The 20,733-nt window shown below is 54.6% G+C and carries 22 protein-coding genes; 14 read left to right on the top strand and 8 right to left on the bottom strand.

Annotated elements, in window-relative coordinates; all coding sequences use genetic code 11:
• Positions 1–156 precede the first annotated feature (156 nt).
• From AC5S16_RS21170 to pyrR, 3 genes are all read right to left on the bottom strand, one after another.
• Entirely contained in the window at positions 157–1,461 is a 1,305-nt protein-coding gene (locus AC5S16_RS21170; RefSeq protein WP_493932109.1) for a dihydroorotase, read from the bottom strand.
• Entirely contained in the window at positions 1,458–2,495 is a 1,038-nt protein-coding gene (locus AC5S16_RS21165; protein WP_493932108.1) for an aspartate carbamoyltransferase catalytic subunit, read from the bottom strand. The genes AC5S16_RS21170 and AC5S16_RS21165 overlap by 4 nt, the downstream gene beginning before the upstream one ends.
• Positions 2,496–2,659: 164 nt before the next feature.
• On the bottom strand, positions 2,660–3,235 hold the full coding sequence (gene pyrR / locus AC5S16_RS21160; RefSeq protein WP_493932107.1) for a bifunctional pyr operon transcriptional regulator/uracil phosphoribosyltransferase PyrR: 576 nt from the start codon (positions 3,233–3,235) through the stop codon (positions 2,660–2,662).
• Between the two features lie 128 nt (positions 3,236–3,363).
• Between pyrR and AC5S16_RS21155 the strand changes: the two genes are divergently transcribed.
• The 5 genes from AC5S16_RS21155 to AC5S16_RS21135 all read left to right on the top strand — a co-directional run bounded on the left by AC5S16_RS21155 (position 3,364) and on the right by AC5S16_RS21135 (position 7,870).
• Positions 3,364–4,170, top strand: a complete 807-nt coding sequence (locus tag AC5S16_RS21155) for a hypothetical protein (RefSeq protein ID WP_493932106.1) — start codon at positions 3,364–3,366, stop codon at positions 4,168–4,170.
• A gap of 41 nt (positions 4,171–4,211) precedes the next feature.
• Positions 4,212–4,685 carry a hypothetical protein gene (locus tag AC5S16_RS21150; RefSeq protein WP_493932105.1) on the top strand — a complete coding sequence of 158 codons (474 nt, stop codon included), beginning with the start codon at positions 4,212–4,214 and terminating at the stop codon, positions 4,683–4,685.
• Between the two features lie 14 nt (positions 4,686–4,699).
• Positions 4,700–5,605: a hypothetical protein gene (locus tag AC5S16_RS21145; protein WP_493932104.1), complete on the top strand. Its 906-nt coding sequence runs from the start codon at positions 4,700–4,702 to the stop codon at positions 5,603–5,605.
• Positions 5,580–6,320, top strand: a complete 741-nt coding sequence (locus tag AC5S16_RS21140) for a hypothetical protein (protein WP_493932103.1) — start codon at positions 5,580–5,582, stop codon at positions 6,318–6,320. The genes AC5S16_RS21145 and AC5S16_RS21140 overlap by 26 nt, the downstream gene beginning before the upstream one ends.
• Positions 6,321–6,688: 368 nt before the next feature.
• Positions 6,689–7,870 carry a hypothetical protein gene (locus AC5S16_RS21135; protein WP_493932102.1) on the top strand — a complete coding sequence of 394 codons (1,182 nt, stop codon included), beginning with the start codon at positions 6,689–6,691 and terminating at the stop codon, positions 7,868–7,870.
• Between the two features lie 40 nt (positions 7,871–7,910).
• Here the strand turns inward: AC5S16_RS21135 and AC5S16_RS21130 are convergent, their stop codons facing one another.
• The gene (locus tag AC5S16_RS21130; RefSeq protein ID WP_493932101.1) at positions 7,911–8,579 is read right to left on the bottom strand and encodes a zinc ribbon domain-containing protein; all 669 of its coding nucleotides are present in this window, start codon (positions 8,577–8,579) and stop codon (positions 7,911–7,913) included.
• Positions 8,580–8,715: 136 nt separating this feature from the next.
• Between AC5S16_RS21130 and AC5S16_RS21125 the strand changes: the two genes are divergently transcribed.
• Positions 8,716–9,147 (top strand): hypothetical protein, encoded by a 432-nt coding sequence (locus AC5S16_RS21125; protein ID WP_493932100.1) that lies wholly within the window; start codon positions 8,716–8,718, stop codon positions 9,145–9,147.
• Between the two features lie 66 nt (positions 9,148–9,213).
• Here the strand turns inward: AC5S16_RS21125 and AC5S16_RS21120 are convergent, their stop codons facing one another.
• On the bottom strand, positions 9,214–9,810 hold the full coding sequence (locus tag AC5S16_RS21120; RefSeq protein WP_493932099.1) for a hypothetical protein: 597 nt from the start codon (positions 9,808–9,810) through the stop codon (positions 9,214–9,216).
• Between the two features lie 180 nt (positions 9,811–9,990).
• Between AC5S16_RS21120 and AC5S16_RS21115 the strand changes: the two genes are divergently transcribed.
• The 7 genes from AC5S16_RS21115 (at position 9,991) to AC5S16_RS21085 (ending at position 16,351) form a co-directional block, all read left to right on the top strand.
• Positions 9,991–10,746 (top strand): hypothetical protein, encoded by a 756-nt coding sequence (locus AC5S16_RS21115; protein ID WP_493932098.1) that lies wholly within the window; start codon positions 9,991–9,993, stop codon positions 10,744–10,746.
• A 112-nt stretch (positions 10,747–10,858) separates the two neighbouring features.
• The gene (locus tag AC5S16_RS21110; protein WP_493932097.1) at positions 10,859–11,776 is read left to right on the top strand and encodes an RNA polymerase sigma-70 factor; all 918 of its coding nucleotides are present in this window, start codon (positions 10,859–10,861) and stop codon (positions 11,774–11,776) included.
• 209 nt (positions 11,777–11,985) lie between these two features.
• A complete protein-coding gene (locus tag AC5S16_RS21105; protein ID WP_493932166.1) occupies positions 11,986–12,321 on the top strand; it encodes a cupin domain-containing protein in 336 nt (111 codons plus the stop codon).
• Between the two features lie 104 nt (positions 12,322–12,425).
• The gene (locus tag AC5S16_RS21100; RefSeq protein ID WP_493932096.1) at positions 12,426–13,178 is read left to right on the top strand and encodes an SDR family oxidoreductase; all 753 of its coding nucleotides are present in this window, start codon (positions 12,426–12,428) and stop codon (positions 13,176–13,178) included.
• Positions 13,179–13,705: 527 nt separating this feature from the next.
• Entirely contained in the window at positions 13,706–14,245 is a 540-nt protein-coding gene (locus AC5S16_RS21095; protein WP_493932095.1) for a hypothetical protein, read from the top strand.
• Positions 14,246–14,623: 378 nt separating this feature from the next.
• Positions 14,624–15,766, top strand: a complete 1,143-nt coding sequence (locus AC5S16_RS21090) for an NADH:flavin oxidoreductase/NADH oxidase (protein WP_493932094.1) — start codon at positions 14,624–14,626, stop codon at positions 15,764–15,766.
• A 72-nt stretch (positions 15,767–15,838) separates the two neighbouring features.
• On the top strand, positions 15,839–16,351 hold the full coding sequence (locus AC5S16_RS21085; RefSeq protein WP_493932093.1) for a MerR family transcriptional regulator: 513 nt from the start codon (positions 15,839–15,841) through the stop codon (positions 16,349–16,351).
• A gap of 33 nt (positions 16,352–16,384) precedes the next feature.
• Here AC5S16_RS21085 and AC5S16_RS21080 read toward each other — a convergent pair whose 3' ends face one another.
• The 3 genes from AC5S16_RS21080 to AC5S16_RS21070 all read right to left on the bottom strand — a co-directional run bounded on the left by AC5S16_RS21080 (position 16,385) and on the right by AC5S16_RS21070 (position 18,480).
• A complete protein-coding gene (locus AC5S16_RS21080) occupies positions 16,385–16,651 on the bottom strand; it encodes a hypothetical protein (protein WP_493932092.1) in 267 nt (88 codons plus the stop codon).
• 400 nt (positions 16,652–17,051) lie between these two features.
• Positions 17,052–17,771: a CADD family putative folate metabolism protein gene (locus AC5S16_RS21075; protein ID WP_493932091.1), complete on the bottom strand. Its 720-nt coding sequence runs from the start codon at positions 17,769–17,771 to the stop codon at positions 17,052–17,054.
• Between the two features lie 112 nt (positions 17,772–17,883).
• The gene (locus AC5S16_RS21070; RefSeq protein ID WP_493932090.1) at positions 17,884–18,480 is read right to left on the bottom strand and encodes a hypothetical protein; all 597 of its coding nucleotides are present in this window, start codon (positions 18,478–18,480) and stop codon (positions 17,884–17,886) included.
• Positions 18,481–18,997: 517 nt separating this feature from the next.
• Here AC5S16_RS21070 and AC5S16_RS21065 point away from each other — a divergent pair.
• A complete protein-coding gene (locus AC5S16_RS21065; RefSeq protein ID WP_493932089.1) occupies positions 18,998–20,302 on the top strand; it encodes a Gfo/Idh/MocA family protein in 1,305 nt (434 codons plus the stop codon).
• Positions 20,303–20,733 lie beyond the last annotated feature (431 nt).

Here is a 20,733-nt window from a genome sequence, read left to right as displayed (position 1 = left end):
AAAGAAGAGCTGACAGGCATATCTGATATCGATATCATTGAACCTCGATTGTTATAGGTTCCATGAAATTCGATTGTCAAGAGAAAAGTAAAGAAAGAAATCCGGATCAACCGGAAGTGGCACCCTCAAGTCAAACGTTTGAGCAGCAACAACTGTCTATCCGCGATAGACGATACGGCCCTCGCTGAGCGTAAACGCAACCTGACCCGACATCTTCCATCCATCGAACGGAGTGTTCTTTGATCTGGAACGCGATTGAGCGGCATGGAATGTCCACTGCTTTTTCGGATCAAAGACTACAACATCGGCAAAGGAGCCCACGGCAAGGCTGCCGCGGCCTTTAAGGTTCAGCACTGTCGCGGGCTGCGTGCTCAGCAGCGAGATCACGCGAGCGAGCGGCAGCTTGTGCTTTTCATGCAGAAAGGCGATGGTCAGCCCCAGCGCAGTCTCAAGGCCGGTAATGCCATTGGGCGCGCGCTCGAATTCCTGCTCTTTTTCGTGCGCGGCATGCGGCGCATGGTCGGTCGCAATTGCATCTACTGAGCCTTCGATGATGCCTTCGAGCATCGCCTGACGGTCGGTCTCCGCGCGCAGAGGCGGATTCATCTTCGCATGCGTGTCGTATTCACCCACTGCCTCTTCATTCAGGACAAAGTGGTGCGGAGCTACTTCGCAGGTCACGTGCAGCCCATTGCGGCGCGCGCGGCGCACGGCGTTGAGCGCCTTCGCCGTCGAGAGGTGCGCTACGTGCAGATGCGCGCGGCTGTCCTTCAACTCGCCGATAAGACGGATATCGCGCTCCACGAGATTCGATTCCGCTTCGACCGGCATGCCGCGCAGCCCAAGCCGGAAGGCCAGCGCGCCGGCATTCATCGAGCAGCCGCCTGTCATGCGCGTATCTTCGGCATGCTGGATCACAGGCAGTCCCGTACGAGTTGCGGCCGCAAGCGCCTGGCGCATGATCGAGTCACCGAGGATCGGCTTGCCGTCATCTGTCACCGCGACCGCACCCGCCGCCTTCAGCGCGCCATATTCCGTGAGCGCCTCGCCCATGCTGCCGCGCGTCGCTGCAGCGATGGGAAAGACGCGAATCTGCGCGCCGCGCTCCGGAGACTGCATCCAGCGGGTGATGTCCGTCGAGTCGTTGACGGGAATCGTATTCGGCATGGCGCAGACGGTCGTGAATCCGCCTGCAGCGGCAGCCCCTGTTCCTGATGCGATGGTCTCCTTGTATCCCTGCCCCGGCTCGCGCAGATGCACGTGAATATCGACGAGTCCCGGAGCTACGACAAGGCCCTTTGCTTCGAGCACTTCTGCGCCGTCCTGCTTAACGGCGCCATTCAGTTTTCCCGGAGCATCGACTGCGGCAACGCGCCCGTCTTTCAACAGCAGATCACGCAGGGCGTCGACACCCGAAGAAGGATCGATCAGGCGCCCGCCGCGAATCAGAATCGGTTTCATCGTGATGCCTTTCCTTTCGCGCCTGTCAGAGCGCGCACCAGCAACGCCATGCGAATCGCAACTCCGTTACGCACCTGCTCAGCAATGGCAGACTGCGTTCCGTCGGCAACTTCGCTCGTGATTTCGAGCCCGCGGATAATCGGTCCCGGATGCATGATAAGCGAGTTCGGCGCATGTGCAGTAATGCGCTCGGCATTGGCCTGGTAGCGCTGCTTGTATTCATCCAGATCGAGATTGAGTCCGGCGAGACGCTCAGCCTGGATGCGCAGCATCATGACAATCTGCGACTGCTCGATCGCCTTGTCGAAGCTGCGCTCTATGGTGATGCCGGGCCCTGCTGACGCGGCAGTTTCCGGCAGCAGCGCCTGGGGGCCTGTGAGAATCACACGCGCGCCGAGCCTTGGCAGCAGCAGCATATTCGAGCGCGCCACGCGGCTGTGAAAGATGTCCCCGCAGATGGTGATAGTGACATCTTTGAGTGTTGTTTCGGAAACCGGCGCGGCAGCTCGGGCTCCGCGAAGATGCGTAAGCATGGTGCGCAGATCAAGCAGCGCCTGCGATGGATGCTCGTGCATACCATCGCCTGCGTTAAGGATCGGCAATCCTGTAGCACGCGAAAGTACATACGCAGCACCCGAGATTGGATGCCGCAGGATGATGCATTCGGCGCCCAGAGCACGCAGCGTGATGCCCGTATCCTTGAGCGACTCGCCTTTCTCGATGCTCGAAGAAAGTGCGCTGACCAGAACTGTATCCGCGCCAAGCTGTTTTGCAGCCAGCTCAAACGAGGTGCGCGTGCGCGTGCTCGACTCATAAAAAAGCAGCGAGACACGCCGCTTGAAGAGCCGCTTCATGCGTTTGAGCGCGTCTTCGCTTTCCAGCGTTGCGGCAAGCTTCAGAATTTCGCTGACGTCATCCAGCGTAAGATCACTGACCGACAGCAGAGAGCACGGGTGATGAAAGAGATGATGAGAAATAGTCTGTTCCGTACTGGGCGTAGTTGTTTTGCGCGGCTTCGATTTTGTTTTCGGCATGCAGAGCGGCAGGATTACGTGAATTTATTTGGTTGTTATCCTGAGCTCTTCGAACTTCCACCTCAGCACGCGAAAATCGCGCATGTTGAGGACCCCGGTTCGTTTCAGGGCAAGCTGCATCTTTCTTGAGCTCAGCTCTCTCTTAAAGTCAAGCAGAATTCTGTTTAATCCACACGTTCGACGAGCAGCACCTGCTCATCCTTGTCTATTTCGCGCAGTTTCACTTCCACAATCTCGCGGTCGGTCGTCTGTATTGTCCGGCCCACAAAGCTGGCCTCGATGGGAAGCTCCCGGTGTCCGCGGTCAATCAGAACAAGCAGCTGCACACGACGCGGGCGTCCGTGATCGAAGAGCGCATCCATCGCTGCGCGGACTGTGCGCCCGGTATAAAGAACGTCGTCCACCACCACCACATTGCGTCCGTTGACATCGAACCCGAGATCACCGCGGTTTACCACCGGGCGTACATCCTTGGTCGAGAGATCGTCGCGGTAAAAGCTGATATCGAGCATACCGACATCGACCGGCTGCTTTTCAATGTTGCCGATCAGAGCGCCGAGGCGCTGTGCCAGAGGTGCGCCGCGGCGCTTGACTCCGACCAGTGCAAGGTTCTGGCTGCCATTGTTCTTTTCGATGATTTCATGGGCCAGCCGGACGAGTGTCCGCTCAATCTCCGACGCGGACATGATGCGACCCTTCTCGCGCAGCACCGGCTTCTGGGTTGTCTGTGTCTCTGTCATAAAGGCTCTTGCCGGATGATACGGGCAGTTGGCTGCGTGGAGCAAGCCTTGAACCGGATGCAGCTGTCCTATCCCGTCTTTATATGGAATGGCCTGACCTTGAATTGATTAAGTTTGACATTTGATGAATGATTTATGAAAAAATGCTGAATGTTGTAAGCGCGTGCGCCATTCATGCGCTCCAATTCACGTACGCGAGGGTAAAAACCATGGCCCCGGCCTTTTCAGGTGCAAACGTAGTTCCTACGGCAGTCACCGATTTCTCCTCCGACAACACACTTCCCACCGCCAAAAGCCTGAATTATGGATCGATCACTTCCGCCACCGGCCTCTCCGGAACTACCGGGGCGAATGCGCAGATCATCCACGGCGATCACTGGGAGCAAATCACCGGCTCCGAGACCGTAAAGATTGCCCAGAATCAGACCGTCGAGATCACGGGGAGCGAAAAGCACACTGTCACCAAAGATCTCACCTACAAGATCATTGGCAAGACTTTCGATACACGGACGGGGCCGCATCTTCAGTGGAATGTTTCACCGCGTATTGAGAATTTTGCCCACGTCCTGACTCAGAACCATCACGAAAAGATGGTGGTGAATCAGCCGACCACGGCCTGGGACATCATTAATAACTACTTCAGTCACAAACTGATCTCATTCGGAGCAACTGGCCTGAATCTCAGCGCGACAGGCACGTCCGGTTCTTTGACAACAACCAGCGGCTCGGGCACGCTTATGAGCGCTTCAAATACTGTATTTTCGTCGTCCAAGGAATCTTTCTCCATCAAGGACCTTGATGTCGGATTGCATGTGCGCGGAATGATCACAGAGCTGAAAGCTGTGAAGATCAAGGCTGCAGTCTCGCACCTGAAGGCAATCGGCGCGAACCTCTGCGCGGGCATTGCCGCAAATATGGATAGTCCCTTTGCGTAGAAGTGGATTTTGCTGACTACAGAAAAAGAGGGAGGGCAGATATGCTTGGATTTTCTATCCACGTTTTGCGCGCTGGCGATGTGCTGTCCGTGGCGATTCCTGCAAACCTGATCCTATTGATTGTTTTCTTGCTGCCGCTCCCGATTCTCATTGGAGCGTTTCGAATGACGAAGACGCCACGCGGACGCAGAAGCGGGCTTTTATTCATTGTTGTGAACGTCCTAATTCTTGGAGCTATCTTTACGCCTGCGAAAGTAACCCTGGATGCGAAACAAGGAACAGCAACCGTAAACAGCCTGTTCCTTTTCATTCCTCGCCATCATGTCGTGCCGCTCACTTCCGTGCAAGGCGCCATGGTAAAGACAGCCGAACTCACCGAGGCGCTCACGTTGGTCACGACAGACGGCCACGCCATGCAGGTTACGCCCTTTAATCAGATCAGAGGAACAGATACCGCCGTGGCAGCCATCAACGACTTTCTGCGCGAACACGGCGGAACCGGCCAGCCCTACTAGAACTCTCCGGAGGCATGATGGATGGAGCGCTGAAGTCTAAACGAAACCGCCTCGAACCGGTAAGCTCCACGAAAGACCTGGCTCCTTTTGTCAGATCCACCCAGATCGAAGACTTCTCTCTTTACTGGGCGCCGGTCGCTGAATTCCCTGTGCCGCTTGCGCAGCGCGAGTGGATGTATGAGTTCTTCAGACGTCTCGCTGCGCACCTGAAGAAAGAATGCGAGCTGCGCGAAGAGTGGTTTCTGCAGTTCAAGACGCTCTATCCGCATCTCATTGATCGCTTCGTCGAGCGCGCCAACCAGTACACTCCCATGACCGGCCTCGCATTCGTTCCCGGAAACGCCCCGGTTGCGCTGCCTGACTTCGAAGCCGTCAAAAAAGAAGTGGAACAAGCCAGCAAGCAAGGCAAGCCAGTCGAAGTGCAGCAGTGGATGCCCGACCACGTGCACTGGTTCGCCACTAAAGAACCGGAAGCCCAGCGGCAGGATTTCTTCGGCCATGGCGGCATGTTCGCTCTTTATCTGAAGACCGACGCCAAAGCGCCGAAGAGCCTGCCCAAACTGCCCCGCTTTATGACCTCGCATGAAGCCTACACACCTGATCTCGAACGGCAGTTCATGCTGCTCAACTCGCTGCAGGACGGATTTCTCGCGAAGAGCAAGGAGCTGTTCGGCGAGCCCTTCCGCCATGACCCGAGCTATCGTGGGCTACCGTTCATTCTGCCTCTGCTCGCCAGCAAGGACTTCCTCGAAGCTACAACGGAACAGTACGACACATGGTTCTCGCTCTTCGATTGCTATTGCACTGAGAGCAGGCAGGATCACGGAATCCTGCTCGCAGCGAAGGATCCGGACTTCGACGAAGACCTGATTTCCATCCTGGAAGGAATGCGGAATGACGGACTCTCCTATCGTTCATAAAGCAGAGAAAAACTGGAAAGCCAGGGTCTTTCCACTGCCCGAACCATGGCATGGGGCTCTGATCAAGATTCCCGGTTTTCCATTAAAGGCTTCGCTACAGGCCGGACTTCGTGCACGTCTCTGGCAGGTGGTCCAGAGCATTCGCAGCGCAAAGTCTCCCGGCATTTCCGTGTGGCTGCTGATGGACTCTCTCCATAAAGACGGAGCTGTGCACGCTCTCAGCAGGCACGGCCAGACGTGGCTGCCGGACTTCGGTCTCGGGCTTTGGCCTGACCGTGAACCACCGCGCATGTATCAGGACAGTGATTTTCTTGATCTCGAATTTGGCGCAGAGCTACCGAAAATGATGCATTCGGTCGTGCGTATCTCGGGCGATGAAAATGCCGCGCAACATGCCTGGGAGACAATGTTCGGCACTGGCAGCACCATCCTCACGCTTTCCCAAGCATCAACCGATACCCTGCTCGATGAAATGCGCCAGCCGGCGATCGAGAAGATCCAGGACGAGTCCTTCCTGAGTTTTCCCTGGTACTTCACGCTCGTGGGGAAAAAATTTGCAACAGAAGCGGATTCCACGCAGTTCGACCACTGGCTCGGCCGGACGGAGCTCTATATGCGCGAAAGCGAGGAAGACGACGGCATTCTCATCTTATGCCGCGACGATCTGAGCCAGGCTCTCGATGCCGCAGGATTTCCTCTCACCCTTCCCGAATGATCTCGTTCATCACGAATTCGTAGACAACCACAGGCGCGCTCTCAGCACGCGCGCGATTGGGCCGTTCCCAAGATAAAGAGATTACAGCCAGCGTATTCATGGCGGCCCTGACATTTCCTTACAAATCAGACCACAACCACGGGATGTGCTTTGTTGTCTGAGCCGGTAGTAGTTTGCTGTCCAAGTAACAGTTCGACTATTTTAGGAGTCTTTTTATGAAGCACGGTTTGCAGCAGATCATAAAAGCGATCTGCAAAAGCATTTCTTTGGCGTGTGCACTATATCTATTAGCGCTTCTCGCTTTTCCTGGAGCTGCACAAGCTCAATCCACGGTGGGCCCATCCTCAAGTAATTGCGCATGGCCCTATGTGACAACTTCCCATAAGCTCAATGTCGCATATCCCGATACGAATGCTGAGTATTGGACCATGCCATACTCTGCCACAGCTGGAATGAAACTGATCGTGCGGGGCGGGTTTCTTAAAGCTCGCTTCCTTTCGGTCAGCACATACGAGCAGGAAGGCTCGCCCATCGACAGCATTGCCGACAAGGATTTTGTAACAATCAAAGGCACAAATCCATTTACACCGGAGGGAGACCCCTCACAACCCAGCACGTTTGAGGTCACGGTTGTGCCGAAGCCAGTTTCTTCAGGAGATACATCTGATACAGCATTGCCTCCGGGCTCTATCTACGGTGTTTCCCCTACCGGAAAAACAGCTGCCCAAGGCTTTCTCATCTTTCGCATTTATGTCGATGGGGAACCTGGCGGAACACAGCAGTCGCAGCTTCCGGAGATCATTGTCGATATTGACGGGCATGAGCGTGTCCTAATGCCTTGCGCCACTACCCAACCGTCTCAAATCTCATTCGAAGCTAACCAGGAAAAGTCCGGGGAGTCTTCGGAAAACACCCTCTCGAGGCCTGACAGGAAATTGCCCGAGGCTTTATTCTTCCCCCCGCTGTCGCCGGTCGACAGCCATTTCCCAAATCTCTTCAATGCATATCTCAGCGCAATCGTTCGCTATCAGCCCGGACGAATCGTCGTGATTCGCGGGAAGGCACCGACGCCACCAGAAACCTCTACTGACGGATATCCGCTTGTGGGCCATGGAGAACAAATGCGTTATTGGTCTTTCTGTAACAATGACAATGTTTTTCCATTTCCTGTAGTCCAGTGCAAGAAGGATACGGATATCAAAGTTGATAAGGAAGGCTACTATACATTGGTGATTTCGGATCCCAATGATGAACCATCCAACATCTCCAAAGACCCGACTGTAACTCTTTTAGAGTTCTCACCTGACAAGCTTGTACAAAATGCAGTTCTTCTGCGAAACATGCTTCCAACTCCCGACTTCGCCAATACAGTGCAAACTGCTGACAGCGCCTGCCAGGGCATGGCAACAGCCAGGAGCGCAGCGAAATGCGCTCAGCAGCAGATGCAGGGCTATTATCCAGTCGCCGCATATTGCGACAAGGAGCAGTTCGAGCATGGCGGGTGGAAAGCCTGTCTGAGTGGAATCACGACGCCAGATGAAGAGAAATAGAGATGTGCAATGGCGAGCCGGCGAAATGTCCGCGCTGTTATCAGGAATTCGTGGACAGCCGCTGGCGCGCGCCCAACACGCGTGCTCCCAGCGCTCCGCCCACTGCTGAAAATGCGATCATCATCAGCGCCGCGAAGATCGACATAAACAGCACAATCGCGGCATGGCCGTCCGGCGAGAGCCAGAAGTTCAGAAACCAGGGAATCTGCTGCGCTGCTTCAGGATTCTGGTGGGCCATCTGATCTGTCATCTGCTGGGTAAGCACGCCCAGGCGCTGGTCAATCATTGTGCCACGATGCAGCCCATAGCGTTCAACCAGCATGCTGAGGCCATCGGTCATGCTGGATAGAAACGCCGCCAGCACTCCGGCAAGCATTCCGATGCGCCAACCTGCAGAGCTATTCAGCACAGCAAGCGTCTTGCGCCGGTAGAGGGCCACAGCGCAGAAGCCTCCGGCAAGCATCACCAGAACTCCGAAATCGAGTAGAGAGCTCAGCAGCCCAACCGGCAGGGCAAGCAGTAATGCCGATTGCACCGCTGCGCGCCAATCCATCGTTTTGCCGGAAGCGCGCAGCCCCTGCCCGGAGGATTCGCGGAACGGCGCCTGCTCATCGGCAGGATTGAATAGCAGCTGCGGCGCTCCGCAATGCGGGCAGAACATTTCAGGAGAACTGAGCGCTGTCCCGCAGCGATGGCAAACCGAGTCCATAACTTGACCCTATCGCACCGCCGAAGGGAAAGCAATGTGGAGCTATCCCGGAGCCTCATCCGTCTCAAAAAAAGCGTGGGAGAAATATTTATAGTTCTCCATTTAGACTTATTCACTGGAGTATTTAGGAGAGATTATGATTCGCTGGAAGTGGCTTGCTTTCTGTGCTCTCACTGCTGTGCTGGTGAGCTGTGTATCTGTAGCGCCCGCTCAGATTTCCATTAACATTGGACCAGCTCCGGTATGCCCATACGGATACTTCGACTATGCGCCATACAACTGTGCTCCCTATGGCTACTATGGACCTGACTGGTTCCTTAATGGTGTTTTTATCGGAGCAGGCCCATGGTTCCATGGTCATCCTGGCTTTTACGGCCATGTCGATAACCGCTTTGATCCTCATCATGGATACGTAGGACCGTTTCCGGAGCGTGGCGAGCGGGCGTTCTATCATTTTCACCCGAACGAAGCGCGCGATGGACGGGGCAACATTGGTCCTGCTCCCCATGATGCGGGCCGTGAGCATGCCGGCGGATATGCGAGAGGTCCACACGGCGGTCACCGGTAGAGAGCAAGAGGCCCGCTGAAGAAAGCGGGCCTTTTTATAATCTCAGCAGCACTTCAATAGAGTTTTCTACTGGCTTTCGTCCGAGTTGCTCACGCCTTCCGGCAATTCAAGTTCCACCAGCGCAAATTTTGTATTGCCGGCGCCGCTACTTTTATCAATGCCGACAATATGCTGGTGATGCATTGACCCCGCGCGCAGGTTCATCCCGTCGCTCGCCTCCTGTACGTGAACATCTTTCGAGGGGCCGCCCTTGCATGTGAGTCCTTCACGCGTCGTTGCCGGCGCGCCCACTGCAGTATTGCCATTGCATTCGATCACATCTCCATAACGGCCCAGCGCTTTACGATAGAAACCGAGTACGTTATCTGCCGAATCCGTCGTCTGGTACGTGATGACTTTGATCCGGAACTGCCACTTGCCGAATCCCATGTGAATGTCCGCCGACTTGTCATTGTCCTTGTCCGAGGCAACCTGCGCGCCCGGATATACCGGCAGCCCTACATCAGCCGCGCTCATCTGGTCCTTGCGGACATGAAGCCCGCCCATTGGCGTATCAATCTTCACGTTCTTGTCTTCGCCATTCTTTGACTTGTCGACCTGAATGCGACAGCCAGCCGCAACCAGCAGAGAGAATGCCAGGACAGGGAAAATGTATCGCTTCATGGGTTCTTATCTTTCTCCTTACGAAGAACCATACGCTGAAAATGTTCTCTTCGTTCCGCGGATCAGGTGAATCTGCCATTGGCATGCTGGAGTTGAGCATCGATCCAGCCGCCACGGAATAAAACTGGCGGACGCCTGTTTTATAAGGGCGAAATTTGTTAAACAGAGATGAGGTGCTTCATGAAGGCCATGCTGAATTTTGCTGTCAGTGCTGTTTGCCTGGTACTGGCCGGGTCTGCTGTGGCCCAAAACAAGGCTGAGGAAGCAATCAACGCCAACTATGAGGGGACGCTCGGATCATCCCGAATCGGCATGACGCTTATCATTCAGAATGGCCAGCTCGTTTCTCCAAGCCATTACTTCTATCAGAAATATCTGACCGACATTCCACTCACTGGAGGCGCGGGAGTACCCCTTGTGCTTCACGAGCCAGGCGGAGGCGCATTCTCCCTAAAGTTCAAAGGGAACGGCTCGAACGGGAGCCAACCATTGACGTTTGAAAATAGCGTTGGCCTGGAAGGGACCTGGACCTCTAAAGATGGCAAAAGTTATCCAGTGACTCTCAGCGGCGGTGGCGGTCCGGGCGAACCTGAAACCGGCCGCCGGTACAAGAACATAACCGATGAAAGCGATGCTGCCTTCGAGGCGAAAGCTCAGGGGTTTTACAAAGCAGTGATGGCAGCCGACAAAGCAGGGGCCGCACGCTATACAAACTTCCCGCTCAGAGTGAATTTCGGTCCGTCAAAACATCTTCTCATCAAGAACACAGCTCAACTCTTCGCGCAGTGGGATACGATTTTCACTCCCGCATGGCTCAAGAAGATGGCGAATGCAATGCCACACGATATGGCTGTTATTCAGGGAATGGCGATGCTGGGCGATGGGCTTGTATATTTCAGCGACAAAGGCGCTGAGGTGATCAATGCGGCCAATTGATGATGCATGCGCATGGCAGGTATAGCGCGACGCCAGCGGAATACTAAATCCCTTCGAGGACTGATTTTGAGATTTCTCCGGAACGAAATGTACGGCCAGTAAAATAGGACTGATGCAGCCCCAGCGCTCCGACAGCAGTGACACACTCGACAGCGCTACTTGCGCGTTTCTCAGCGTACGTCCGCGCCTTTTCGGTATCGCCTACCGCATGCTCGGCACTGCTGCCGAAGCGGAGGACGTTGTCCAGGATGTATGGCTGCGCTGGCAAGCCACAGACCGGAGCGTCGTTCGAGACGCGACGGCATTTCTTGTAACGACTACGGTGCGACTGGCGATCAATCTTGCGCAGTCCGCACGCTCCCGCCGTGAGACATACATCGGCCCCTGGCTTCCAGAGCCTGTCGACACTGCGGCCGATCCAACCCTTGGAGCAGACCGCGGTGAGGCATTGGAGCTGGTCGTGCTGATTTTGCTCGAGAAACTTTCACCGAATGAACGTGCCGCCTATGTTCTTCGCGAGGCTTTCGATTATTCCTATCGCGATATCGCGGACATTCTTCAACTCACTGAGGCCAATACACGCCAACTGGTCACCCGAGCGCGCAAGGATATTGCCGCAGGACGGCGAGCGCAGGTAAGTTCCGCCGAACACCATCGCTTTCTTGAGGCATTTCTTTCCGCAGTACAAAAGGGAGACATAACCGCGCTCAAAGAGATCTTTACCGAGGATATTGTTTCCATCAGCGATGGTGGCGGAATTACAGGAGCGGCACGCATTCCAGTTCTCGGCCGTGAGCGCGTGGCGAAACTTATCGCTATCTTCTCTTCACGTTTCTGGGCGGATTTGACCGTTACAAAGATGCAGGTGAACGGGCAAGCCTCGGTATTCATTACGCGCAATGGCGCCATCTATGCACTTCTTGCACTGGATGTCTCGCCGCAGGGCATTAATCGGATTCTGTGGGTCATGAATCCGGCAAAGCTCGCGACGATCTCACATTCGCTACAAGCGTCCAGTCAGCATTCATAATCGCAAAAGTCGTGTCGCGCCATTTTGTTGCATGCGGATCCATGCCTGGATCAGGCATGTGGAAAACCGCATGTCACAAAACACTCCTCTGCCAGGTCCTTGCTGGTACATACGCCCGCTCGGCGTCAGCCGTTGCTTCGGGCGATGAAGAAAGGAGTCACGCATTGAAAGCAATATTGATACTGCTGTGCTTCATCTCCATCACATTGATGGCCCAGGAGGCAAAGGTCACGCCGCTTATGTCGAAGGATTTGGCGGACTTCCGTGGCAAAGAAGGCCTGATGATCACAGTCGAATATCCGCCTGGTGCTTCGGACCCCATTCATCGGCACAATGCTTACGCATTTCTCTACGTGCTCGAGGGATCCATCGTGATGCAAGTCAAGGGTGGAAAGCCTGTCACACTGACACCTGGACAGACATTCTATGAAGCCCCCAGCGACGTTCACATCGTTGGCCGCAATGCCAGCAATATTAAACCGGCCAGATTTCTCGTCTTTCTGGTCAAAGACAAAGACGCGCCTGTTCTGATCCCTATGAAGTAGCTTCTACGGCTGACCAGGTATCCCAATTTGAGAACTCAATCACCCCTCTCCGAGGAATTGGACTTACAACGTGCTCGATGCAGAGCATGGCGAAAGGATTAGTTATGAAAATCGTAGTTATCGGCGGTAGTGGACTCATAGGATCAAAGCTCGTCAACAAACTTCGTGAGCACGGGCACGAAGCGGTAGCGGCATCACCCAAGTCCGGCGTCAACACGCTTACCTGTGAGGGACTGGCCGAAGCGCTGAAGAGTGCATCGGTAGTCGTGGACGTTTCCAATGCTCCGTCATGGGAAGACGCGGCAGTGATGAATTTCTTTGAGACATCAACCCGTAATCTCCTCGCCTATGAAGCAGCTGCAGGCGTGGAACATCACGTGGCATTGTCGGTCGTAGGGACGGAACGCCTACTCGAAAGCGGCTACTTCCGCGCAAAGATCGCTCAGGAAAACCTGATCAGAGCTTCATCTATCCCCTACTCGATCGTCCGCGCGACGCAGTTCTATGAATTCGTCAAGGGCATCGCCGATTTCTCCACCCAGGGCAACGAGGTGCACCTGCCGTCTGCGCTGATCCAGCCTATGGCTGCTGACGACGTCGCCAGCGCGGTAGGCCGCATCGCAACGGGCTCACCGGTGAATGGCATCGTGGAAATAGGGGGACCGGAACAGTTCCGCCTCGATGAACTTATCCGGCACGGTCTGGCCGCATACAAGGATCCGCGCAAAGTTGTCGCTGATCCGCAGGCAACTTACTATGGCATAAAAGTGACCGAACGCGCACTCGTTCCCGAAAACAACGCAATGCTCGGAAAGGTGCGATTCGACGAATGGCTTGCCCAGCCGGTTTCGATTTAGAGAAGCAGGCCGCCGAATCCCCATTCATGACGCGGCTTCCCCATTCCGCAGTTATAAGTAACCCTTCCCGCGCAGTGGTTCGCCGAAATGCCAAGCGGACCACTGCTCCCATTTCAATCCGTCCCGCATAGATTTATTGTTAAGAGCATGGATCATTCCATCACAATGCGGGCCTGCGTTATCGCATGGCTACTGTGTGGCGTGCTGGCCTGCCTGGCAGTTCACACGCCACATTGCGATCTTTGTGATGGACCATATGCTATTTCCTTCTCTTCCCCACAGCCTGCGGCCAACCATTCGCTGCCTCCCGAGCCGGACACATGCAACGGCATCTGCTGGTGTTGCGGTTTTCATGGACTCCCGAATATAAGCCTGGTTCTGGATCCGGTGAATACGGCGATCTCCCGTGTCTGGCTTGACTCCTATTCACCTGTTCCCGCTACGCACTCGTCTATTTTCCGGCCTCCCCGCATAGCCGTCTTCTCCTAGCTATTGATTCCCATCCACAACTCACTCTGGAGACATCTATGCGTACACGAGTGTTTGCGCTGTTTCTTTTTGTGTGTCTGTCTACGCATGGGCAGACTTCCTTGAATCAGTCCTCGGACCATCGGCAAGATACCAACGATGATGAGGACCCTGTAGCCATCCTTGAGCTTGGTGCAGCTACCAGCTGGAACTTCAGCGGAGGTGCAGCAACGTTTGCGCCGAATCTTGCAGCGGAAGTTACGCCGATCGAAAACTGGTTGGAACTCGAAGCCGGAGTGTCACCTTTCTACACCAGGAAGTCGACAGAATGGGACACCGATCTGCTCTTCAAAAAACCGTGGACCATATCCCGGAAGGCTGAGTTCATGTTTGGCATCGGCCCTGAGTGGGTCCACCTCAGACAGAACGGGAAAACATCCAACACCCTATCAGGAGAAGTGGCAGGAGACTTCATGTTCTGGCCGACGGGGAAACATCGCTTCGGCTGGTTTCTTGAACCCGCTTATGACTACAGCTTCGCCGGAGGTCATCAGCAATCCATAGGCATGAGCTGCGGTTTGCTTATCGGCATTCCGTGATCTCTATTCGAACAGCAAATCGGGAACAGTACGAAAGTGCCCGAAAATGTGTGCAATTTTCTTGACTTATTCACAAGGTAGATACAACATATAGGACGGCTGCTTGATTTGCTTCTATCTGTAGAGTGACAAGCGCGATTTCCGACAACGGCCTACTTAGGGAGGGGCCAATAACGGAGGCAAAAAATTGCGCCGGCAGATCGCAGCCATCCTTAGAGTAGTGATTCAAGGAGCAGTGATTCAAGAGGCTTCCCCACGCGCGAAGCCTCTTTTTCTTTGAGTACGTCTATGAATTGCTGGCTGCAAACTTAACTTGCAGCGAGCTTCCCGCTCTGCAACTATTGTTTCGCCCTCGCATCTTTAGACAGGAGCGTGACTATGCCTTCTAACAATGCAAGCCTCTTCCTGCCCTTTTCTTTTCGCAATGTAACTTTGCCCAACCGCGTTGTTGTCTCACCCATGTGCCAGTACTCAGCCGAAGATGGCTTCGCCAATGACTGGCACCTTGTTCACCTGGGAAGCCGCGCTGTCGGTGGAGCAGGACTCGTTATCACCGAAGCAACCGCAGTCACTCCCGAAGGACGCATCAGTCCGGGCGATCTCGGTCTCTGGAAGGATGATCACATCGCGCCGCTCAAGCGCATCGTCGATTTTCTGCACCGGCAGGGGGTCTTTGCCGGCATTCAGCTGGCGCATGCCGGGCGCAAGGCCAGCATGTCACGGCCATGGGACGGCGAACGCGTCGTTGCCGCCGAGGACGGAGGCTGGCCCGAGAACGTCGTCGCGCCAAGCGCCATTCCCTTCGCGCCTCATTACGCGCAACCAAAAGCTCTTGATCAGGCAGGAATCGAACGTATCACCGCTGCATTCAGGCAGGCGACTCGACGCGCTAAACTCGCCGGTTTCGATGTCATAGAAATCCATGCTGCGCATGGCTATCTGCTGCATGAATTCCTGAGTCCATTAAGTAACCAGCGCAGTGACAAATATGGCGGCTCCTTTGAAAATCGCATCCGCCTTCTCACGGAAATCGTCCACGAAGTCCGCGAGGAATGGAGCCACGAGCGCCCGCTCTTCGTCCGCATCTCGGCGACCGATTGGGCCGATGGCGGATGGAACCTGCAGGAATCCATCCGGCTCGCTGGCGACCTGCGCCGCCGCGATGTTGATCTCATCGATGTCTCTTCCGGCGGTATGGTTCCCGGCGCCAAGATTCCCGTTGGCCCCGGCTATCAGACGCACTTCGCCGAGCAGATCCGCAGGCAGGCGGGCATTGCCACCGGAGCTGTCGGCATGATCACCGAGCCTGCGCAGGCAGACCACATTCTGCGCACTGGCCAGGCTGATCTTGTCTTCATGGCGCGCGAATTCCTGCGCGATCCTTACTGGGCATTGCATGCAGCCGATGATCTGGGCCAGAAAACCTCCTGGCCGTCACAGTATCTGCGCGCTGCCACAGCCGGTGTTCCGTCGCGCGAACCCATCTCAGCTGACGAAGCGGAGTCCCTCAGAATTTCTTAGGTTGCAAAACTCACATGCACGTGGCCTATACTTTGGAGGATGGCTTTATACTTCGGCCAGCCGGGCCTTTGAATGCATAAGCACAAGCATGCGCCGCAACGTCCGGCGCGACAAAAAGGAGCGGTAACCGCCGCGATTCCGGACAAGCTGTACTTTCGCATCGGCGAAGTAGCCAAGCTCTGCCAGGTGCAGGCTTACGTCCTGCGCTTCTGGGAGTCCGAGTTTCCTCAGCTCAAACCGAACAAGAGCGGCACGGGCCAGCGTCTCTATCGCAAGCGCGATGTCGAGCTGGCCCTGCGCGTGAAGCGCCTGCTGCATGAGGAAGGCTACACCATCGCTGGAGCACGGCAGGTCTTGCAGGCTGAAGGACGCGAAGGCAAAAAGTCAAACTCGCAACCCGAGCTTCCGCTCAAAGAAACGGCTACGAATCACCTTGCCGACAAAAGCCAAGCGCGTCTGCAACGTCTCCGCACGGAATTGAAAGACCTGCTAGCCATGCTTTCTTCGCCGGGACCATCTGCAACACATGCTTCCAAAGCAAAGAAGACGACCTCGCGCACAGGCCCAAGTCTCTTTGGAGAGTAGTTCGGGCTCAGCCTTTGTGCCTGCCTGAAGTCTTTAGCGCAGGTGCGCCGAAAGCTCCGATTCAATCTTGCCGCTCGACATAAACCGCTCCATGGCCTGCATGGCGCAGCCCTGTCCGCAGAGGTGGTAGATATCCGGATTGCGGCTCTCGGCAATATTCCATGGAAGCAGCGTAAACCGCTGCGAGGGCTGCCCTTCGTCAAAGCAGGGAACGTCACCCAGCATCACCATCCACCAGTGATTGGCCTCGCCCTTTTTCTTGCCGCAAATGTCACAGGTAAAGGAAACATCCCACACCACAGGCCACCTCCAGAGGGGACAGGGTAGAGATACATTACCTCAGAAATAGTGCAAATTTCCTTAAAATTCCTTATTTTGTCGAGGAAATGCTTCCCAGGCGAGGCTCTCTCGCATCCAACACACAAATCCCCACAACAACCCCGGGATTGTGCTGCCATGCTTTGCCCAGAATGCTATTCTTCGCAGATCCGCCTTTCGCGGTTCCGTTTAAGGGACATCCCTTATCTTGCGGCATTGCGATACCCCATCCGGTGCAGAAAATGCGGGATCCGCGTGCGCGTTGGGTTGTTCCATGCCCTTAAGGTTGCCCGCTCGCATTCAGGTCAGACGCACGGAGCTTCTCCACAATAAAAGTGGCACAGCCGGCCGCTGTGCCACCCTTCGAGACCTTCAGCTTTTCTTAAGCTTGAGCAACCGGCGATGCTTTTCGCGCCTGCCTGCCCCGCTCCACTCCATCCAGCGTTGACCATAGCATCGCAGCCACACGCTCCGCAGCATTCAGGGCCTCGGCTCCGGCCTCCGGATTTCGCTTGAGCTCCTGCATAATCAATTCCCGCCAGACATTAGCATGCAGCACGTCAGCCGTCTGGTGCAGGGTGAAATAGCGTGAGGTGACAGCGTCAGCCTCATAACGTTCTTTCAAACCGCGGGCTTTTTCGCGCGCAATTGCAGGTACACGCGATTCATACGCATAAAATGCTGCCAACGCTGCAACGGGACTGCCTTCTTTCGCAATTTCCCGGAAACCCGCCAGCAACGCCTGTGTCTCCTGCTCGAGCTGCCGCGCCTTCACTTCGCCTTCCTCTGCGCCCATACCCCTGGCAAAATCCATCCAGAGATCGCTGTGTGCGCGGCCATCCGGCGAAGTTACGCCTTCCTCATCCGCAAGATTGCCCGCCACCATGCGCCGCGAAGGCCCGTCTCCCAGGCGTGCATGGAGCGCGCTCAGGTAAGCGGGAAACCCTGAAACATGATGCCAGTATTCCGCCGCATATTCGCGCAGATCTTCGCGCGTCAGCTCGCCTGCCGTCCATGCCGTATAGAAAGGATGCGCCAGCAGGTTGTAGCGCTCGATGCGCTCTTCCACCTGCTCAAAGAACTTGCTTGTGATGTCTATCATAGTAGCCTCCTCTGATCTTCAGTCTAATTCCAAGAAACAGTATGGCGAAAATCAGAAAGGTCGATCACGTGATGATCGACCTCGTTGGTTGCTGAAGTAATCGACTATTGGGTCAGTGTTCTGTTGCAATTAAAAGCAATGGCCGACATTCTTCTTCTTCACATGTTTGTCCAACCAACTGAACAACATAGGGCTTTTTAGTCATTCCTTGAAGAGCATCAGGGACGTCACCAGCGAAATAGATTGTGCGCGTCCCATCGGCTGAATTGACTACCAGTATTGATGGAAACATACTTTTTGTTCCATCCGACAGTGTTATTCCCCCTAGTCCGCTTGTTGGGCCAGGATATGCGACAGCTTGCAAAGTGGCTTGATCTTTGTTCTGGCTGCCCGTCGCAAAATTTTCGCTCCATGTGTCTTTGCTCTCTGTTCCGCTTAATGCCTTTTGATTGCCAGCGATCATTGGCCAATTCGTTGAAAGGCTAGGTCCAATTACCTTTTTAAATCCAGTAGTATTTATCTCGATGAGATGGTGAAGGTAAGCAAAACCATCGTACCGGTCACCTTCGCGCATTGGGATAATCAGTGCAGAATCCTCATTTTGATTTTCTTTGATCAACTGTGTAATTCCATTGGCCGTTGATGTAAATTGACCAATGGCCTGCCATGGGACGGGAAGACCTTTCTGGTCGAAAGTCAAAATGGTCAATTCTGTGCCGTATCCTTCGGGATCATGACTACGGTTCAGAACAAGAAGATCTTTCTTCGATTCCTTATATAATTTTGCTGCCCATATTTCGCAAGTAAAGATTTCGCTTGCAGGAACAACGGTTGACCAGTGTGCGCCGTTGGTTCCTACTCCTGCTAAATGAAGTCCATTAGAGTAATTGAGGGTTATTCCACTCCACTGAATCGGCAGTCGTGCATCATAGAGCCGTTAGGAACAGGCAGGAAAACAGTAATGATATCTTGCGCACGTACTCTTTCCTTGAGTGAATTGTATGGAAATACTGCCTGATAATGACAGCTGTCTTTCTTGGCCTCAGTTACCAAAGAGTTAATATTGCCCCGCTCATTTTTTATTTGTTTTTATTTCTATTTTTATCTACAAATAGAAAATCGCAATCAAACGTTAGCTGGATCATTCCTGTTTTCTTCGCAGCGCAGGAAAGGGCATACCATATATGGACGGTCGCCACGATTTGGATCGGAGAAGCTTTCTCCGCATGAGCGCTATGAGCGCCGCAGCCATCAACCTCCCCGCGCTGGAAGCGGTTGTACAGCATAATACGCAGAGCATGATCGACTTTCCTTACACCGCAATGAATCCGCGCATCGGTCTGATCGGCACTGGAGGCCGCGGGACTTCTTTGCTCGGCAACCTCCTTGGCTGTGCCGCACAGATCGTGGCTCTGTGCGACATTGTCCAAAGCAAAGCCGAACACGCCCGCTCACTGGTTGAAAAGACTGGACAGAAATCTCCCGAACTTTACACAAAGGGCGACCACCACTATGAATCCCTGGTAGCGCGCAATGACATTGACCTCGTCATTATTGCCACTCCCTGGAATTGGCATGTTCCCATGGCGCTCGCTGCCATGCAGCATGGAAAGCACGTCGCCGTCGAGGTTCCCGCCGCCACCAGCATTGAAGATTGCTGGAAGCTCGTCCACACTTCGGAAGAAACACGCAAGCACTGCGTCATGCTGGAGAACTGTTGTTACGGGTTCAACGAGACGCTGATCCTCCGCATGGTTCAGGCAGGCCAGTTTGGAGATCTGCTCTATGGCGAAGCCGCTTACCTTCACGATCTGCGCGAAGAGCTGTTTTCAAACCAGGGCGAAGGCCTCTGGCGCCGCAACTTTCATACCCGGTGGAACGGGAATCTCTACCCCACTCATGGACTCGGCCCCGTATCCAACTACATGGGTGTCAACCGCGGCGACCGTTTTGACTACATCGTTTCCATGAGCGGCCCGCAGAAAGGCCTCGATGCGTATCGCAAGGCGCATGTCTCCCAGGGCGATCCCAAGTGGTCGGAACACTACATCACCGGCGACCTGAACACCTCGCTTATCAAGACCGCTAACGGCCTCACCATCACCCTCAAGCACGATGTCTCCAATCCACACCCCTACGACCGCATCAACGTCATCGGCGGCACCAAGGGAGTTTTCGCCGACTATCCTCCGCGCATTTACTTTGATGGGCAGGAGGGCGGCGAGCAATGGGGCACGATAGAACGCTACAAGGATCAGTATCAGCATCCGTTATGGAGAAACGAGGGCGATCTCGCAAAGAAGCTCGGCGGTCATGGAGGCATGGATTTCATCATGCTCTTCCGCCTGCTCGAATGTATGCGCAAGGGACTGTCTCCAGACATAGATGTCTATGACGCAGCCGCCTGGTCTGCTCCCGGCCCTTTGAGTGTTCAATCGGTAGCGCAAGGCAGCGCTCCGATGAAATTTCCCGACTTCACCAACGGCCGCTGGAAAGAACGCGCAGGTTCTCCTATCGGGAAACAAGCCTGAGAAGCTGTTTGCGCCCGTCTCTCCCTCCCTGGGGGGAGGGGTAAGTCTTTGAAACATCATGGCTTCTGTTTTCAATGTTGTAAAGTACTGAAAACAGGAAAGTTTAATGCAAAGTCCTGATTCCTAGCAATAAAGAGCCTGCCGATTTCCCGGCAGGCTCTTTATTGCATTGATTGCATTCTTATTTCAGGATACCAGAAAGAGCAGGAGTCGTTATTCATTGATCGTTGCAACATATATCTTTTGAAGTCAGAAGTTTCCGGCTAAAAATTACTTTCGGAATCGTTGACAAAGCATATGAAGGGCTGGACGTCCATTCCCCTACTTCCAGCGCTCCCCCTACGGAGAGAGCAATGCCTGAATGTCATGCAGGAAGATCATCGACTGACTTAACGGCATGGCTAATGTAGCTGGAAGCAGCTGAAGTCTTT

This window comes from Acidobacterium sp. FHG110202_01, assembly GCF_059115305.1.
Note: the sequence above shows the minus strand (reverse complement) of the source record. Positions and strands in the feature narration are given on the sequence as shown.

Bases quoted from the DNA above. Each gene is read 5' to 3' on its own strand.
- AC5S16_RS21170 (WP_493932109.1), bottom strand. From the start codon at position 1,461: ATGAAACCGATTCTGATTCGCGGCGGGCGCCTGATCGATCCTTCTTCG.
- AC5S16_RS21165 (WP_493932108.1), bottom strand. From the start codon at position 2,495: ATGCCGAAAACAAAATCGAAGCCGCGCAAAACAACTACGCCCAGTACG.
- pyrR (WP_493932107.1), bottom strand. From the start codon at position 3,235: ATGACAGAGACACAGACAACCCAGAAGCCGGTGCTGCGCGAGAAGGGT.
- AC5S16_RS21155 (WP_493932106.1), top strand. From the start codon at position 3,364: ATGATTTATGAAAAAATGCTGAATGTTGTAAGCGCGTGCGCCATTCAT.
- AC5S16_RS21150 (WP_493932105.1), top strand. From the start codon at position 4,212: ATGCTTGGATTTTCTATCCACGTTTTGCGCGCTGGCGATGTGCTGTCC.
- AC5S16_RS21145 (WP_493932104.1), top strand. From the start codon at position 4,700: ATGATGGATGGAGCGCTGAAGTCTAAACGAAACCGCCTCGAACCGGTA.
- AC5S16_RS21140 (WP_493932103.1), top strand. From the start codon at position 5,580: ATGACGGACTCTCCTATCGTTCATAAAGCAGAGAAAAACTGGAAAGCC.
- AC5S16_RS21130 (WP_493932101.1), bottom strand. From the start codon at position 8,579: ATGGACTCGGTTTGCCATCGCTGCGGGACAGCGCTCAGTTCTCCTGAA.
- AC5S16_RS21125 (WP_493932100.1), top strand. From the start codon at position 8,716: ATGATTCGCTGGAAGTGGCTTGCTTTCTGTGCTCTCACTGCTGTGCTG.
- AC5S16_RS21120 (WP_493932099.1), bottom strand. From the start codon at position 9,810: ATGAAGCGATACATTTTCCCTGTCCTGGCATTCTCTCTGCTGGTTGCG.
- AC5S16_RS21115 (WP_493932098.1), top strand. From the start codon at position 9,991: ATGAAGGCCATGCTGAATTTTGCTGTCAGTGCTGTTTGCCTGGTACTG.
- AC5S16_RS21110 (WP_493932097.1), top strand. From the start codon at position 10,859: ATGCAGCCCCAGCGCTCCGACAGCAGTGACACACTCGACAGCGCTACT.
- AC5S16_RS21105 (WP_493932166.1), top strand. From the start codon at position 11,986: ATGGCCCAGGAGGCAAAGGTCACGCCGCTTATGTCGAAGGATTTGGCG.
- AC5S16_RS21100 (WP_493932096.1), top strand. From the start codon at position 12,426: ATGAAAATCGTAGTTATCGGCGGTAGTGGACTCATAGGATCAAAGCTC.
- AC5S16_RS21095 (WP_493932095.1), top strand. From the start codon at position 13,706: ATGCGTACACGAGTGTTTGCGCTGTTTCTTTTTGTGTGTCTGTCTACG.
- AC5S16_RS21090 (WP_493932094.1), top strand. From the start codon at position 14,624: ATGCCTTCTAACAATGCAAGCCTCTTCCTGCCCTTTTCTTTTCGCAAT.
- AC5S16_RS21085 (WP_493932093.1), top strand. From the start codon at position 15,839: ATGCATAAGCACAAGCATGCGCCGCAACGTCCGGCGCGACAAAAAGGA.
- AC5S16_RS21075 (WP_493932091.1), bottom strand. From the start codon at position 17,771: ATGATAGACATCACAAGCAAGTTCTTTGAGCAGGTGGAAGAGCGCATC.
- AC5S16_RS21065 (WP_493932089.1), top strand. From the start codon at position 18,998: ATGAGCGCTATGAGCGCCGCAGCCATCAACCTCCCCGCGCTGGAAGCG.